The sequence below is a fragment of the Pseudoalteromonas sp. SR41-8 genome (assembly GCF_014163915.1).
Lineage (GTDB): Bacteria > Pseudomonadota > Gammaproteobacteria > Enterobacterales > Alteromonadaceae > Pseudoalteromonas > Pseudoalteromonas rhizosphaerae.
In genome coordinates, this window is record NZ_JACJEE010000002.1 from 260,614 (window position 1) to 275,995 (window position 15,382).

Annotated in this window: 15 protein-coding genes; 8 read left to right on the forward strand and 7 right to left on the reverse strand. The window is 39.4% G+C overall.

Going from position 1 to position 15,382, the window contains the following annotated elements; all coding sequences use genetic code 11:
* Positions 1-42 precede the first annotated feature (42 nt).
* Entirely contained in the window at positions 43-1,113 is a 1,071-nt protein-coding gene (locus H5162_RS02750) for a DUF3083 family protein (RefSeq protein WP_145233874.1), read from the reverse strand.
* 511 nt (positions 1,114-1,624) lie between these two features.
* On the opposite strand from H5162_RS02750, the gene glnS reads away from it, so the two are divergent.
* The gene (gene glnS, locus H5162_RS02755; RefSeq protein ID WP_182777577.1) at positions 1,625-3,286 is read left to right on the forward strand and encodes a glutamine--tRNA ligase; all 1,662 of its coding nucleotides are present in this window, start codon (positions 1,625-1,627) and stop codon (positions 3,284-3,286) included.
* Between the two features lie 91 nt (positions 3,287-3,377).
* On the opposite strand, the gene fur is transcribed toward glnS, so the two are convergent.
* The 5 genes from fur to H5162_RS02780 all read right to left on the reverse strand — a co-directional run bounded on the left by fur (position 3,378) and on the right by H5162_RS02780 (position 5,913).
* A complete protein-coding gene (gene fur, locus H5162_RS02760) occupies positions 3,378-3,818 on the reverse strand; it encodes a ferric iron uptake transcriptional regulator (RefSeq protein ID WP_145233880.1) in 441 nt (146 codons plus the stop codon).
* Positions 3,819-4,004: 186 nt separating this feature from the next.
* The gene (gene fldA / locus H5162_RS02765; protein ID WP_145233882.1) at positions 4,005-4,532 is read right to left on the reverse strand and encodes a flavodoxin FldA; all 528 of its coding nucleotides are present in this window, start codon (positions 4,530-4,532) and stop codon (positions 4,005-4,007) included.
* Positions 4,533-4,546: 14 nt separating this feature from the next.
* Entirely contained in the window at positions 4,547-4,825 is a 279-nt protein-coding gene (gene ybfE / locus H5162_RS02770) for a LexA regulated protein (protein ID WP_016709654.1), read from the reverse strand.
* Positions 4,826-4,827: 2 nt separating this feature from the next.
* Positions 4,828-5,049: a DUF2788 domain-containing protein gene (locus tag H5162_RS02775; protein ID WP_054204660.1), complete on the reverse strand. Its 222-nt coding sequence runs from the start codon at positions 5,047-5,049 to the stop codon at positions 4,828-4,830.
* Between the two features lie 99 nt (positions 5,050-5,148).
* Positions 5,149-5,913: an alpha/beta fold hydrolase gene (locus H5162_RS02780; RefSeq protein WP_145234106.1), complete on the reverse strand. Its 765-nt coding sequence runs from the start codon at positions 5,911-5,913 to the stop codon at positions 5,149-5,151.
* A 141-nt stretch (positions 5,914-6,054) separates the two neighbouring features.
* On the opposite strand from H5162_RS02780, the gene seqA reads away from it, so the two are divergent.
* The 7 genes from seqA to H5162_RS02815 all read left to right on the forward strand — a co-directional run bounded on the left by seqA (position 6,055) and on the right by H5162_RS02815 (position 13,985).
* Complete coding sequence (gene seqA, locus H5162_RS02785; protein WP_182717858.1) at positions 6,055-6,639, forward strand: replication initiation negative regulator SeqA; 585 nt, start codon at positions 6,055-6,057, stop codon at positions 6,637-6,639.
* Positions 6,640-6,649: 10 nt separating this feature from the next.
* Positions 6,650-8,287 carry a phosphoglucomutase (alpha-D-glucose-1,6-bisphosphate-dependent) gene (pgm, locus tag H5162_RS02790; protein WP_182777579.1) on the forward strand — a complete coding sequence of 546 codons (1,638 nt, stop codon included), beginning with the start codon at positions 6,650-6,652 and terminating at the stop codon, positions 8,285-8,287.
* An 84-nt stretch (positions 8,288-8,371) separates the two neighbouring features.
* Positions 8,372-9,424: a succinylglutamate desuccinylase gene (gene astE / locus H5162_RS02795; protein ID WP_145233889.1), complete on the forward strand. Its 1,053-nt coding sequence runs from the start codon at positions 8,372-8,374 to the stop codon at positions 9,422-9,424.
* A gap of 261 nt (positions 9,425-9,685) precedes the next feature.
* Positions 9,686-10,900: a thiamine pyrophosphate-dependent dehydrogenase E1 component subunit alpha gene (locus H5162_RS02800; RefSeq protein ID WP_182777581.1), complete on the forward strand. Its 1,215-nt coding sequence runs from the start codon at positions 9,686-9,688 to the stop codon at positions 10,898-10,900.
* The gene (locus H5162_RS02805) at positions 10,900-11,877 is read left to right on the forward strand and encodes an alpha-ketoacid dehydrogenase subunit beta (RefSeq protein ID WP_145233893.1); all 978 of its coding nucleotides are present in this window, start codon (positions 10,900-10,902) and stop codon (positions 11,875-11,877) included. Before H5162_RS02800 ends, H5162_RS02805 begins: the two co-directional genes overlap by 1 nt.
* 8 nt (positions 11,878-11,885) lie before the next feature.
* The gene (locus tag H5162_RS02810; RefSeq protein ID WP_149981084.1) at positions 11,886-13,463 is read left to right on the forward strand and encodes a dihydrolipoyllysine-residue acetyltransferase; all 1,578 of its coding nucleotides are present in this window, start codon (positions 11,886-11,888) and stop codon (positions 13,461-13,463) included.
* Between the two features lie 156 nt (positions 13,464-13,619).
* Complete coding sequence (locus tag H5162_RS02815) at positions 13,620-13,985, forward strand: DUF805 domain-containing protein (RefSeq protein WP_182730938.1); 366 nt, start codon at positions 13,620-13,622, stop codon at positions 13,983-13,985.
* Between the two features lie 218 nt (positions 13,986-14,203).
* Here H5162_RS02815 and H5162_RS02820 read toward each other — a convergent pair whose 3' ends face one another.
* Positions 14,204-15,376: a putative manganese transporter gene (locus H5162_RS02820; protein WP_182777583.1), complete on the reverse strand. Its 1,173-nt coding sequence runs from the start codon at positions 15,374-15,376 to the stop codon at positions 14,204-14,206.
* Positions 15,377-15,382 lie beyond the last annotated feature (6 nt).

The window sequence follows — 15,382 nt, forward strand, 5'->3', positions numbered from 1 at the left end:
CCTGAACTTAGCTTAAGGGGTTCATTATCGACAAGCTCGCTATTATAGATAATGATTGATATGTTGAAAAAATCGCACAGTGATATCTTGGCGCTCTATATTAATAGATAATGGTTCGATGAGTGTACGGATCACACTTTCAACTTGATTCATAAACCGACCGTGGCCAATTCCTTGTTCGTCTTTTTCACTGGCAACAATAACAAAATGCAGTGAATCTACTAGTTTTTCATCATGCCAATAATGACTATATTGCGTTTTTTGATCGTCGGTTGAAAAACTTAGCTTTTGCAATTCATGATTGCCATCGTTGTTATCAGTCTTACTGTTTCTAATTATTGGCATCGTACCATTTGCTATCATCGCCGCTAAATGTAAATTTTTGGCGGCGCATTGCTTAATAAATGCGTCATAAAAGTGCTGGTAAAACTCTGTGAATGTTGGCTTATTAAGTAAATGATGAAACTGAGTTTTAATAGTACGTGTTATTGGGATCGCAAATGTCGTATAGGTCATCTCATTATGTTCTGCAGGGAGTGTACAATGGCGGCTTTGGTAGCGAGGGTAGAGTCCTCTGAGTTTATAACCGTAGCTTTCTTTACATCCTTTCGCTTTGGCGAACAAGTCATAGGTTAAATGTTGATGATCACGCACTTTTATTGCTGCTTCATCGATCAATAATGTGCTTTGTAGGTATTCGAGTACTTTTTTAACCCGAGTATGGAATATGGCAGCATTTGCACGCAAGTCTTCACCAGTAGCAAGGAAGAGTAAGCGAATTTTTTTACTGGGTTTGCTGCTGTCGTAAATGCATTTATGCGCTTCATGGTAACGCGGGTTATAAAAGAATAAAATTTGTTTTTCTGTTTGTAAACAATACGACTCTTCATGAAACCTAACAACGGGGAGCTTATCGTTTGCTATCAAATGTACATTGTGTAGCTCGTATTCATCACATGAAGAGAATAGCTGTCGTGCTAAACGTTCATAACATTGCTGTATATTACTAAAACGTGCGTATAAATCGGCACTGGGTACGAACTCCGCTAAGATATATTGGTTTGCGCGTGCAGTAGTTGGGATATAAACGCGATGCTGTGAAAGTGAAGCCATTATTTTCTCCTTAAAAGAATTACTTTAATGACGTCACTGTAGCTTGGTTGAATGACTGTTTTATTGCGCTAGAACAATTTATCGTCATTAAGAGATTAAATAACAACCCAGGCGTGGTTCTTTAGCTAGTATTTTCCGCTAAGCACACAATATGTAATAAACCCGCATCTATTACTGTATGTTAAAGTTTGTTTTTATAATATACCCAAACCACCTCAATATGCAGAATTCAGCGTTTCACAGGGGCTTAATATCAAGGCGTTACTTTGCAACAATGGCAGTCCCTTTTAAGAAGTAACAACGATGAGAGTAAGTGCCTGCGAAACGCCCAACGGGTTGGTTTAAAAGCGATTTATACTGCGTTATTGATTTTACCAATAGAACCACTATTATTTGCAATCAATGCCTTGCCTAAATCGCTTTTAATTCCAACTGAAACTCGCATCTTGGGGTGGTTTGGGTATAATGCAGTAGTTTTGTCACCATGCACTATTGTGAGGATTGTATTCCTATGGCGGAAATTGAGAATCGCCCAAGTAACTTTATAAGAACCCGTATTGATGAAGATTTAGCATCAGGTAAACATGCGTCTACACATACTCGTTTTCCACCAGAGCCAAATGGTTTTTTACATATTGGTCATGCTAAATCAATTTGTTTAAATTTTGGTATTGCGCAAGACTACAGTGGTCAATGTAATTTACGTTTTGATGATACTAACCCTGAAAAAGAAGATATTAACTACGTTAATTCAATCAAAGAAGATGTTCAGTGGTTAGGTTTTAACTGGGATGGTGAAATAAAGTATTCGTCAAATTATTTTGATACTTTGTATGACTATGCTGTAGAGCTTATTAATAAAGGCTTAGCCTATGTGTGCTTTTTAACAGCTGATCAAGCGCGTGAATATCGCGGCACGTTAAAAGAGCCTGGTAAAAATAGTCCAACCCGTGATATTAGTCCTTCAGAAAACTTAGCACTATTTGAAAAAATGCGTGCTGGTGAATTTAAAGAAGGCGAGTGTGTATTACGCGCAAAAATCGATATGGCCAGCTCATTTATGGTGCTGCGTGATCCTATTATTTATCGTGTGCGTTTTGCTCATCATCATCAAACCGGTGATAAATGGTGTATTTACCCAATGTATGACTTTACGCACTGTATCTCAGATGCGCTAGAGGGCATTACCCATTCATTGTGTACACTTGAATTTCAAGATAACCGCCGTTTATATGATTGGGTGTTAGATAACATCAGTCTTGAATGTCATCCACAACAAATTGAGTTTTCAAGGTTAAACCTTGAATACACTATAATGTCAAAGCGTAAGCTAAATGATTTAGTGGTCAATGAGTATGTTGAAGGGTGGGATGATCCGCGTATGCCTACCATTGCAGGTCTTCGCCGTCGTGGTTATACACCAGCATCAATTCGTGAATTTTGCTTACGTATTGGCGTAACCAAACAAGAAAACATGGTTGAAATGGGCATGCTTGAAGCCTGTATCCGTGAAGACTTAAACGAACATGCTCCACGTGCCATGGCCGTTCTCGATCCGGTTAAAATCATCATTGAAAACTATGCTGTTGATACCGTTGAAACCTTATCAATTGCAAATCATCCAAATGATGAAAGTATGGGTCGTCGTGATGTTCCGTTCACCCGTGAAATTTATATTGAACGTGAAGACTTCAAAGAAGAAGCAAATAACAAATTCAAGCGCTTAGTACTTGATAAAGAAGTTCGATTACGTGGTGCTTATGTTATTAAAGCAGAGCGTGTTGAAAAAGACGAAAATGGCGAAATAACCACGATTTTTTGTAGCTATGATCCACAAACGCTGGGCAAAAATCCAACTGATGGACGTAAAGTGAAGGGCGTTATCCACTGGGTGTCAGCCAGTGAGTCAATCACCGCAGAAGTTCGTTTATATGATCGGTTATTCAGCGTACCAAATCCTGCAGCAGCTGAAGACTTTGCAACAACTTTAAATCCTGATTCATTAGTGGTTTTAGCAAACGCAAAACTTGAGCCATCACTTGCTAATGCAGAGCCTGCACAAGGTTTTCAATTTGAACGTACAGGGTACTTCAGCCGTGATACTAAGTCAGAGAACATTGTATTTAACCAAACAGTTGGTTTACGTGATTCTTGGACTAAAACACAGCAGTAGTTTTTTATCCCTTCGCTCAAAGGCGAGGGGATAAAAGTAACAGACATAAAAAAACCTGCAATTTGCAGGTTTTTTTTATTCAGCTAATAAATTATTGACTATCAGCAAATGCTTTACATGCTGCAGTGTCAGTACACTCGCCATACAAATAAAGAGAGTGGTTGGTTAATTTAATACCATTTTCTTCTGAAATTTCAAGTTGACGACGTTCAATCATTTCATCTTCAAATTCAACAACTTTACCACATTTTAAACATACTAGGTGATCATGGTGTGTGCTACCAGAGAGTTCAAATACAGACTTACCGCCTTCAAAATGGTGACGGCTAACAATACCCGCATCATCAAATTGGTTAAGTACGCGGTACACAGTAGCAAGGCCAATTTCTTCACCTAGGTCCAAAAGAATTTTGTAAACATCTTCAGCGCTGATGTGTTGGTTATCTGGAGATTGTAAAATCTCTAAAATTTTAATACGCGGCAAAGTTACTTTTAAGCCGGCTTTTTTTAATTCCAAGTTATGATCAGTCATTAAATCTGTCTCAATTATATTTGGTTATACTAGACACCTTACAAAGATGTACACGACACATTAGCAACGATAAGAATAACGTGCCTAGTCATTAAGTGCAAAGATCAATTGCTAGAAATACTTATAAAATGTGTAATAGGAAAACGAACGTCACTATTTTATACGATTACTAGCAATAAAGTGCATTTAATCAGCAAGTTCACTTAAACACATTTCTTCATAAACTTGTGCTGACCATGCTTTTACACGTTGTTCAGTAAGCTCTGGTTGACGGTCTTCATCAATGCCTAAACCAACAAAATGGTTGTCATCAGCCATGCCTTTCGAGGCTTCAAAATCATACCCTTGTGTTGGCCAATGACCCACAACAATAGCGCCACGCTCAGTAACGATGTCATTGATCATACCCATCGCATCAAGGAAGTATTCAGCGTAGTCTTCTTGATCGCCACAGCCAAAAATAGCCACAAGCTTGCCTTCAAAATCAACTTCTTCTAATTCAGGGAAAAAGTCATCCCAATCACATTGTGCTTCACCATAATACCAAGTAGGAATGCCAAATAAGATTAAATCAAATTCTGCGATCTGTTCTTTTGAACTTTTAGCAATATCATGCACAGCCACTAACTTTTTACCCAATTCTTTTTGGATCATTTTAGCTACGTGTTCTGTGTTACCTGTGTCACTTCCGAAAAAAATACCTACACTTGCCATGGATTTAAAACCTTTTATCTATCAATAGCCAATCTTTCTTGTAAAATAGTTTCAATCAGCGCACTGCGGCTAATATTTTGTGCATCGGCCATATCGCTTAACGCTTGATATAACTGCGATGAAACTTTAAATTCGACACGCTTTAAACCACGTGCTTTATCTCTTTTTATTTGATTACGTTTATTTACCTTTAACTGAACCTCCCTTGGTAGGGGATTCGTTTTTGGTCTGCCGGGGCGTTTTTCGTATTCAAATAAATCGAGCGTTGTTCTATCTGTTTCAGACTTAGCCATGGTTAACCCACACCCGCACCTTGCCAAAAAACTTGAATAAGTCCTTTAGCGATAAAACCAGAACACCCTAAAAATAGCACAAGCCATACTACATAACGGCCAAATTTAGGCACATTACCTTTTTTTAGTACGTCTTGGATAGCCATACCGATAAAAAAGAACACACCGGCTAAGCCAAAGTACAACCCAAGGGTATCAAATTCGTTAATTAACTGACTGACCATCAACGTATAACCTTTAAATTAAACGGCGCGTACTATAGCATATAAAATTGTAATAATTTAGTGCGCTAAGTCAAAAATACGTGATTAAATTTTGCTTTATTAAGCCATTAAAAAATCATTGATAGACTTATTAACCGCCATTGGTTTTTGGGCATGCAACCAATGACCTGCGCCATGAATAATTTTTGCTTTTGCGTTGCTAAATTGAGCCATAATAGCTTCACGATATTCAGGCAATATATAATCAGAATCGTTCCCTTTGATAAATAAAGTATCGCATAAACAAGAATCATTTGCTTTAATATTTGCTAAAATATTGCGATATTTTTCACTTAGGGTAGTCAAATTAAAGCGCCACTGCAGTTCACCAAGTTCGTTTTTCGCATAGCTTTTTAGCAAAAACTGGCGAACACCTAATTCAGGTATTAGCTGCGTCATTAATTTATCCGCTTCTTTGCGGTCATTAATAGCATGGCTTTTTACCAGCTTTAATGCCGCAATGATATCATCATGACGACTTTGATATGCAACAGGAGCGATATCTAATACTACGAGCTTATTTACTGAGCTTGGATTAATATGTGCTATTTGCATAGCAACTTTCCCGCCCATAGAATGACCGACTAAATGGGCTTTATCAATACTTAAATGGTCCATTAAGGCGAGTACGTCGTCAGCCATTGCCGGGTAATCCATAATATCACTGTGTGGTGAACGGCCATGGTTACGTAAATCAAGATTCGTTACTGTAAAATTTTCTGCCAATGCATTGGCTATAACATTTAAATTTTCCAGTGAACCAAACAATCCATGGATCAAAATTACATGCGGCCCTTGGCCAGTTTGTTTGTAATTTAACAGCATCACAGTTTCCAAAAACAATCTCATAAAAGTGTGCCTAGTTTGCCTAGTGAAATAACAAATTGCAAAACATAGAGAATTAAATCAGGTTTGGGTATAATCAGCATGGATGAAAAAAATGTGACCCGTAACGACAGGAATAACATGAAAAAAATTGACATAGACGACGAGTTATATCAATACATTGCAAGTAACACTCAAAGTATAGGCGAAAGCGCCTCAACTATTTTACGTCGTTTATTAAATATTCACGGCGAAAATGATTTAGCCGCGCAAGAAAAACCAGAACAGCCCGTCACGCATGAGGTTGCAAAGACGACTCAAACAACTGAACACACCTCATCGACCGAGAATAAAAAGTCAGCCGCTGTCACACCATTGACACAAGCGCATGCCAGTGTTTTTAATATACTCAATAAAGAAGAGTTGGCCATGCAAAAAGGCGTAGTAGGGCGCTTTTTGTTTATTTTATCTGCTTTACATAGAACTCATAAAACTGATTTTTCAGCGGTATTGGATGTGCAAGGGCGTGATCGCGTTTACTTCGCAACCAGCAAAGAAGCGTTAGTAAACAGTGGCAGCAGTATGAATCCAAAAAACATTACCGACAGTGAATACTGGGTAATGACCAACTCAAATACTACCCGTAAGAAAATGATGCTACACGAAGTGGCACTTGGCTTAGGCTATAGTGCTGAACAAGCTGAAAAAATTCGAGACTACTTATAAAGGAAATGTAATGGCGATTCATTCCGGTGCAGGGAAACCTGCAACACAATCAGATTTAGTAAATGTACCAAAATTAGTGTCTGCTTATTATTTAAATGAACCCGATCTAGAGCAAAACCTTGAACATTGTGTTGCTTTTGGTACTTCAGGGCACCGAGGTTGTTCATATGATGTGAAATTCAATGAATCTCACATTCTCGCCATTACTCAAGCAATTTGTGATTACCGAAAACAAAATAATATTTTTGGACCGCTATTCTTAGGTAAGGATACGCACGCGTTAAGTGAGGCGGCTTACAATTCAGCGATTGAAGTGCTTGTTGCTAACGAAGTACAAGTGATCACGCAAGAAAACGACGATTTTACACCTACACCGGTGATTAGCCACGCGGTCGTGTGTCATAACAAATTACATCCTCATGAATTAGCTGACGGTATTGTTGTTACACCTTCACATAATCCTCCAGAAGACGGCGGTTTTAAATATAACCCACCTAATGGCGGGCCGGCAGATACTGACGTTACTAAGTGGATAGAAGACAGAGCAAATCAACTACTACTAGAAGATTTAGTTGAGGTTGAGCTATTCCCATTTGCAAAAGCTGCCCGTTCAGGTTTTATTAAATACCAAGATTTAATGACTCCTTATATTGAAGATTTGATTAATGTTGTTGATGTAAAAGCGATTGCAAATGCAAATATTAAAGTGGGTATTGATCCGCTCGGTGGTTCAGGGATCAACTTTTGGCCTATTATCGCCGAAAAATTTGCTTTAGATTTAACAATCGTCAATGAAAGTGTCGATCCGCGCTTTGCATTTATGCCACTTGATAAAGATGGCAAAATTCGTATGGATTGCTCATCACCTTATGCGATGGCAAACTTAATCGCCCTTAAAGATGATTTTGATATAAGCATTGGCAATGATCCAGACTATGATCGCCATGGTATTGTAACTCCTGACGGCTTAATGAATCCTAATCACTTTTTAGCGGTTGCCATTGATTACTTATTAAATCATCGTGATTGGTCCAAAGACGTTGAAATTGGCAAGACACTTGTTTCAAGTGCGATGATTGACCGAGTAGTTGCCCGTAATAATCGTCAAGTGCAAGAAGTACCTGTTGGTTTTAAATGGTTTGTCGAAGGGCTAAGTACTGGAACACTCGCGTTTGGCGGTGAAGAAAGTGCCGGGGCATCATTCCTTCGTTTTGACGGTACAGTATGGAATACCGACAAAGACGGTTTCATCATGGGTTTATTAGCCGCGGAAATTTTAGCTGTAACAGGAAAAACTCCATCAGCACTTTATAAAGAGCTTGAGCTCGAATTTGGTGCGCCTATATACAAACGTATAGATGCACCTGCAAGTTCTGCCCAAAAAGAGCGACTTAAAGGGCTAAGTGCGAAAGATGTTACGGCAGATACACTTGCGGGCGAGCCTATTTTACAAAAGCTAACTCATGCGCCTGGTAATAATGCCGCTATTGGTGGTTTAAAAGTAGTTACTGAAAACGGCTGGTTTGCAGCGCGTCCATCAGGGACTGAAGACATTTATAAAATTTACCTTGAATCATTCAAAGGTGAAGAACATTTAGCGCTATTAGAAAAAGAAGCCAAGAAGTTGGTTGATTCAGTGATTAGTTAATAACGCTTAGACAATTTTATAACGGCTGATTTATTCAGCCGTTTTTGTTTCTCATTTGCATAATAATATGAAGGCATTTGGATTATGACAGCCAACTCAGAGTATTTAAACGAATTACAACAGCAAGGCGATTTTTTAACTCTCAGCCGTAATAATGAATGGCACTTAGCACCGAGTGCTTTTACTTTAAGTAATGGTACCACTGTAACTATTCATGACACTGGCGTTATAGAGTTTCAACCAAAATGCGCAACTACAATCGATGTGGTACTTTCAAGTGCGATCCATGGTAATGAAACAGCACCTATTGAAATTTGCGATGAATTAATTAAGCGTATTATCTTAGGCGATTTACAACTAGCACAGCGTGTACTGTTTATTTTTGGTAACCCGCAATCAATTAATATTGATAAGCGTTTTGTAGAAGAAAATCTAAACCGTTTATTTAATGGTCATCACACTGTCGAAGGTGTAAAGATGAATAATGAGCGCACACGAGCGGCCAAGCTTGAACAATATGTTAGTGACTTTTATCAACGCGGCGGTCAGCAGCGAGAGCGCTGTCATTACGATTTGCATACTGCTATTCGTGGTTCAAAAAATGATAAATTTGCTGTGTATCCCTTTTTACATGGTAAACCGTGGAAAAAGTCGCAACTACAGTTTTTATTAAGCTGTGGAGTAAATACGGTGCTAATGATGAAATCACCAGCCACCACTTTTAGTTACTATTCTTCTTTTGTTCATGGTGCAGATTCATTTACCGTTGAACTTGGTCAAGTAAAACCGTTTGGTGAAAATGATATGAGTCGTTTTGCGAAAACCAAAGCGACCCTAATCGCATTAATTAGCCAAAAAGAAGTGATATATAAAGAATTTGATGCAAGTGACTTTGAGTTATTTGCTGTGCACCGATCAATCAATCGCACTGAACACGATTTTTCGTTTCCTTTTTCGGATGATGCCGAGAATTTTACCGGGTTTAGCAAAGGTGATTTACTCGCAACGGATGGTCAGACCTGTTATTACGCAGATGTTGAAGGCGAAGCAATTATATTTCCTAATGCCGATGTTGCCCTTGGACAACGTGCATTATTAACGGTAATACCATTACAACTGACTGATAATATTATTTAATTTGTTGCTTTGCAGGTCAGCTCAAATCATTAACTATATGATTGTATATACTTTATGCTTTTGTATAGTTAACTTTCCAATGCCACTGTCGCCAATTAACTTTGTTTCGTCTATGATTAGTTGAATAACACTTTACGTTAACGTAAAGTGTTAGCAGCTTTAATTTAAATACAGTACAGTTTCTGCAAAGTTTATCCTGCAGAGCACAGCCAATAATAACAACTGACTTGTACTGTTTACGACAACAAAAGAAGGTAGGTTATGAGCAATCCAAATAACGTATCGCTGAATATTAGTCATGATCTCTCATTTATTGACGGTCATGCCTTAAATATTCCGACCTTGAGTATTTTAAACGAGGATGGCGATATCCACGACGGTGCAACAGCCCCCGATATTGATGAAAGTACTGCGCTGCGGTTATATGAAACAATGCGTTTTATTCGTGCACTTGATGAGCGTATGCAAGCTGCTCAACGCCAAGGCCGGGTAAGCTTTTACATGCAATGTTTAGGCGAAGAGGCGGCAGTGACAGCGTCTGCTGCGGCACTTGATCAAGACGATATGATCATGGCGCAATACCGTGAGCAGGCTGCACTTCATTATCGTGGCTTCACACTTGATCAGTTTATGAATCAAATGTTTTCAAATGAGTTGGATTTAGGTAAAGGTCGCCAAATGCCAATTCACTACGGTTCAAGTGCACTTAATTACATGACTATCTCATCGCCGCTAGGCACTCAAATACCGCAAGCAACAGGTTACGCGTACGGCCAGAAAATTAAACACATAGATGCAAAATCAGGTGAACTAAGCTCAACGATAGATAACATAACTATCTGCTACTTTGGCGAAGGAGCTGCTTCAGAAGGAGACTTCCATGCTGGTTTAAATATGGCCGCAGTGCATAAGTCACCGGTTATATTTTTTGCTCGCAATAACGGCTATGCGATTTCAACTCCTGCGGATGAGCAATTTAAGGGCGACGGCATCGCTTCTCGTGGCGTAGGTTACGGTATTAAAACGATTCGTGTTGATGGTGCTGATGCACTTGCTGTTTATGCCGCAACTAAAAAAGCCCGTGAACTTGCCACTAAAACAGGTGAGCCGATTTTAATTGAATCGATTGCATATCGCCTTGGCGCGCATTCTACATCAGATGATCCTAGTGGCTATCGTTCAAAAGACGAAGAAGCAAATTATCAATCTTGTCCAATCGAACGTTTTCGCAAATGGTTAATTAAGCAAAACTGGCTTAATGAAGAAGAAGACAATAAAGCCAAAGAGCAAATTCGTGAAGATATCCTAGCCGCATTAAAACGCGCTGAAGTGATTTCAAAACCGGCGTTAGAAGAGTTGGTGTCGGATGTATATGATACACCGATCCCTTCTTTGCAACGTCAATACGAGCAATTGAAAACGCATATCAAGCAACACCCCGATGCTTACCCAGTGACTGCAGGGAGAATTAAGTAATGGCTAAAATGAATATGTTACATGCGATTAATTCAGCCCTTGATATAACCATGGCTGAACATCCGCAAGCGTGTATCTTTGGTGAAGATGTTGGCTATTTTGGCGGCGTATTTCGCGCAACGTCTGGACTACAAGAGAAATATGGTCAGCACCGTGTATTTAATACACCATTAACCGAACAAGGGATCATGGGTTTTGCTAATGGCTTAGCAGCGTTTGGCGCACCAGCACTTGCTGAAATTCAATTTGCCGATTATATCTTTCCAGCCTTTGACCAAATAGTAAATGAGTCTGCTAAATTTCGTTATCGTAGCGGTAACGAGTTTAATGTTGGCAACCTGACTATCCGTACTCCTTACGGTGGTGGTATTGCCGGTGGTTTATATCATTCGCAATCACCTGAAGCTTATTTTGCACATACCCCGGGACTTAAGATTGTTGTCCCTCGCAACCCTTACCAAGCAAAGGGCTTATTACGTGCTGCAATTAAAGATGATAATCCAGTTATTTTCTTTGAGCCTAAACGTTTATATCGTGCATCGACGGGTGAAGTTCCTGAACAAGATTACAGCATTGAACTTGGTAAAGCTGAAATAGTTAGTGAAGGTACGGATGTAACACTACTTGCTTGGGGCGCACAGATGGAAATCATCGAAGATGCTGCAAAACGTGCAAGTGAGCAGGGTATTAGTTGTGAAGTGATTGATCTACGCAGTATTTTACCATGGGATATGGAAACGATTGTTAACTCAGTGACAAAAACAGGGCGACTTATTGTTAGCCATGAAGCACCAATCACTAATGGTTTTGGTGCAGAAATTGCGGCGACAATCCAACAAGAATGTTTTTTGCATTTAGAATCACCTATCTTACGTGTTTGCGGCTTAGATACTCCGTATCCATTAGCGCTTGAAAAAGAATATGTACCTGATGCGTTGAAAGTGCTCGCAGCAATCAAGCAATCGGTCGAATTTTAGGAGTCATCATGGCAAAAGATTTTATTTTACCGGATATCGGTGAAGGCATCGTTGAATGTGAAGTTGTTGAATGGTTAGTAGCCGAAGGCGACACCGTAGCTGAAGATCAACCGATTTGTGATGTAATGACAGACAAAGCACTGGTGCAAATTCCTGCGGTTCATGATGGTGTGATCAGTAAGCTCTATTATGCTAAAGGGGATATTGCTTTAGTGCATGCCCCGCTGTTTGCAATGGATGTAGCTGGTGAGACTACAGCCGATCATACTCAACCAGAAACAACCAGCGTAATAGAGCACACGCAAACAAATACTCACTCTGAAGTCGTTGAGGATTTTATCCTTCCCGATATTGGTGAAGGAATTGTTGAGTGTGAAATTGTTGAGTGGTTAGTCAGCGAAGGCGATTTGATAGAAGAAGACCAAGCCGTTTGTGATGTAATGACAGATAAAGCACTCGTACAAATTCCAGCTAAATATACCGGCACAGTGGTAAAACTTTATTATGCTAAAGGGGATGTTGCACAAGTACACAGTCCACTTTTTCAAATGTCGATTGCAGGCACTCAAGCAAACGTTGTCGATATCAATGATGCATTAGTGAAAGCACAAACCAAAGCGGTAGAGCAAAAACCAGCAGTAGTTGAAAAGTCAGTGACAGCCCCTGTAATTAATAAAAAGGCGGTCGCATCACCGGCAGTAAGACGCAAAGCACGTGAACTTGATGTTGATCTAACCACAGTCCCAGGCAGTGGTAAGAATGGCCGTATTTACAAAGAGGACATTGAACAGTTTGTGAAAGGGGAAGTGCCAAATAGTATTGATACATCACCACTGCAAACGAAGCCTGACGTTACGAAAACCACAGCTAGCGACACTGGCGGCATGCGCATTGAGCCAATTAAAGGCATCAAAGCAGCAATGGCTAAACAAATGGTTGCTTCGGTAACGACGATCCCACATTTTACATTTTGTGATGAGATTGATTTAACAACTTTGATTGCTTTGCGCAGTGATTTAAAAGAGCAATATAAGCAACAAGGCGTTAAATTGACAATGATGCCATTTTTCATCAAGGCCTTATCGCTGGCTATGAAAGAATTTCCGGTATTAAACTCGAAAATAAATGATGAATGCACTGAGCTTAGCTACTTTGATGATCACAATATCGGTATGGCAGTTGACTCTAAAATTGGTTTGTTAGTGCCAAATATCAAACAATGTCAAACAAAGAGTATTGTTGATGTAGCCAATGAAGTAACGCGATTGACGGATGCTGCCCGTGAAGGACGTGTTAGCCCTGACGATCTCAAAGGCGGCACAATTAGCATTTCTAATATTGGCGCGATTGGCGGAACAGTTGCGACGCCAATTATCAACAAACCAGAAGTGGCGATTGTGGCATTGGGTAAATTACAACATCTACCGCGTTTTGATGCCAAAGGGCAAGTGGTGTCTGCTGCAATTATGCAAGTTAGTTGGTCAGGCGATCACCGAGTGATTGATGGCGCTACGATAGCGCGATTCAATAACTTGTGGAAATCGTATTTAGAAAACCCAGCCAAAATGATGATGGCAATGAGTTAATACTTTTTAATTACTTTTAAAATATTACCTATTTTAAAACCAGCTTAATGCTGGTTTTTCTTTTACAAATAGTTGTTTTTAATTAATATACAAGGGTTACTGAAAAGTAATAAAGGCCCTATTAGGGAATATAAAAAATAACACTAAGGAAATACAATGGAACATTATATGAATGCGTTGCGCAGCTACGCGGATTTTTCAGGTCGTAGCCGTCGTAAAGCTTACTGGATGTTCGTATTATTTAATACGATTTTCTCAATTGTATGTAATGCAGTTGATAGCTTATTAGGTACAATGTTTATTGGCACTATCTATAGCCTCGCGCTATTGATCCCAGGTCTAAGTGCTGGTGCTCGTCGTCTTCATGATACGAATCGTTCAGGTTGGTGGCAGTTACTTTGGTTAGTACCAGTAATCGGTTGGATTGTTTTAATTGTTTTCTATGCACAAAATTCGCAAGAAGGGGAGAACGATCATGGCCCAAATCCAAAAGAAGTTGCTCTAGAATCCGCTACTGTTTAATTAAATAATGAATAATACCAATTGACTTAAATATTTAACCATTCTAGCGAGCTAAATAAAGCGCTAACTGCGTTATAATTTTTCAAGTAGAACAACTACATGTCAAAATTTATGCCTTGTTATCACTGTATTTATCTGTCGCTATAAATGGTCAGTAACTTAACACGATTGGTATAATGAAAAGCTCAGCAGTCGCTGAGCTTTTTTATATCAGTGACTTACACCTCAAATAAATATAAGCCATAGCCAACGAGTAAAGCGGGAATTGCCGAATATATTGTTGCCACAAATGCGGCACGTGGTGCCATTGCGATTGCAGGGAAAAGGGCATCGCCGTCATTTGATATTGCATTCGCAGCTAAGGCACTAAAGGGAATGATGCCTTGAATATATAATGTAGTTACCACTATTTGTGGTCCACAGCCAGGTAAAAAACCAATCAAAACGGCAATTAAAGGCGCTAAGTATGCATAGTGAGTAAACCAGGCTTTTAAATCCACACCGGCAAATGTTACTAATAACTCAAATAGCATAAACGAGGCAACTACCCATGCGGTGACAAAGTGGGTGTCTTGCAAAACTTTATATAGCTTTGAAGGGGGCGTTATAGTTTCTTCTTCTGAAGTTACTTGTTGATAGCTTTGACCTTTAGACGACAGCGCCCAAGTGGTAACAGCCAATAGCGCCATAATAGCGCCAAATAAGGTTATTGATTCAGCAAGTAGAGCGTCAAAGGCTGAAAAGTCAGTATTGAAAGCAATCATTATTGCCACAATAAGACTGGGCATCATAATAATTTGCCAAATTGATTTACTGACTATAATTGCCTTACTAGGCTGATTTAAGCACTCATCAGCATAATCATTTTTTGCTGGGCGAAGATAATCTTGCTTATGAAATGCATTGACTAAGGAGCCGCTGATAATACCAACGCTCAGGCCAATAATCATAATAAGTAAGCCTTCGAGCGGCTTAGTTGCTAATAGTAAAAATGCAGCATCACCCATGGTCGCTGTTAATACAGCAACGATAGAGCCAAAGCTCGCTTGTCCTTTGGTAAATTGTGTCACTACTATGATGGCGCCTCCGCAGCCAGGTAAAGCACCGAGTAATGAAGCAAAACTAATTTCTAACAAGGGTGATTTTTGACTTAAATAGCCAAGCTCTAAGTGAGGCAACCGATCGATGGCGTAGTAATAGATAAATAAAGTGGCGGCAACAAATATACTAACTTGAAAAAACGCATCACTCATTGCCGTCAATGTCATTGCTCGCAAAGGAGCATAAGCTAAACAACACAACAACAATAGCGGTAATATCAGCCGTTTATTACTGGTAATAAAATGTGTGGACGCTGGAAAACTAATTTTGGGCAGTGAAAGTGAAAACATAAGTGC

What these genes read in the sequence shown, in the direction of transcription:
- H5162_RS02750 (WP_145233874.1), bottom strand. Translation starts at nt 1,113, where the DNA reads ATGGCTTCACTTTCACAGCATCGCGTTTATATCCCAACTACTGCACGC.
- glnS (WP_182777577.1), top strand. Translation starts at nt 1,625, where the DNA reads ATGGCGGAAATTGAGAATCGCCCAAGTAACTTTATAAGAACCCGTATT.
- fur (WP_145233880.1), bottom strand. Translation starts at nt 3,818, where the DNA reads ATGACTGATCATAACTTGGAATTAAAAAAAGCCGGCTTAAAAGTAACT.
- fldA (WP_145233882.1), bottom strand. Translation starts at nt 4,532, where the DNA reads ATGGCAAGTGTAGGTATTTTTTTCGGAAGTGACACAGGTAACACAGAA.
- ybfE (WP_016709654.1), bottom strand. Translation starts at nt 4,825, where the DNA reads ATGGCTAAGTCTGAAACAGATAGAACAACGCTCGATTTATTTGAATAC.
- H5162_RS02775 (WP_054204660.1), bottom strand. Translation starts at nt 5,049, where the DNA reads ATGGTCAGTCAGTTAATTAACGAATTTGATACCCTTGGGTTGTACTTT.
- H5162_RS02780 (WP_145234106.1), bottom strand. Translation starts at nt 5,913, where the DNA reads ATGCTGTTAAATTACAAACAAACTGGCCAAGGGCCGCATGTAATTTTG.
- seqA (WP_182717858.1), top strand. Translation starts at nt 6,055, where the DNA reads ATGAAAAAAATTGACATAGACGACGAGTTATATCAATACATTGCAAGT.
- pgm (WP_182777579.1), top strand. Translation starts at nt 6,650, where the DNA reads ATGGCGATTCATTCCGGTGCAGGGAAACCTGCAACACAATCAGATTTA.
- astE (WP_145233889.1), top strand. Translation starts at nt 8,372, where the DNA reads ATGACAGCCAACTCAGAGTATTTAAACGAATTACAACAGCAAGGCGAT.
- H5162_RS02800 (WP_182777581.1), top strand. Translation starts at nt 9,686, where the DNA reads ATGAGCAATCCAAATAACGTATCGCTGAATATTAGTCATGATCTCTCA.
- H5162_RS02805 (WP_145233893.1), top strand. Translation starts at nt 10,900, where the DNA reads ATGGCTAAAATGAATATGTTACATGCGATTAATTCAGCCCTTGATATA.
- H5162_RS02810 (WP_149981084.1), top strand. Translation starts at nt 11,886, where the DNA reads ATGGCAAAAGATTTTATTTTACCGGATATCGGTGAAGGCATCGTTGAA.
- H5162_RS02815 (WP_182730938.1), top strand. Translation starts at nt 13,620, where the DNA reads ATGGAACATTATATGAATGCGTTGCGCAGCTACGCGGATTTTTCAGGT.
- H5162_RS02820 (WP_182777583.1), bottom strand. Translation starts at nt 15,376, where the DNA reads ATGTTTTCACTTTCACTGCCCAAAATTAGTTTTCCAGCGTCCACACAT.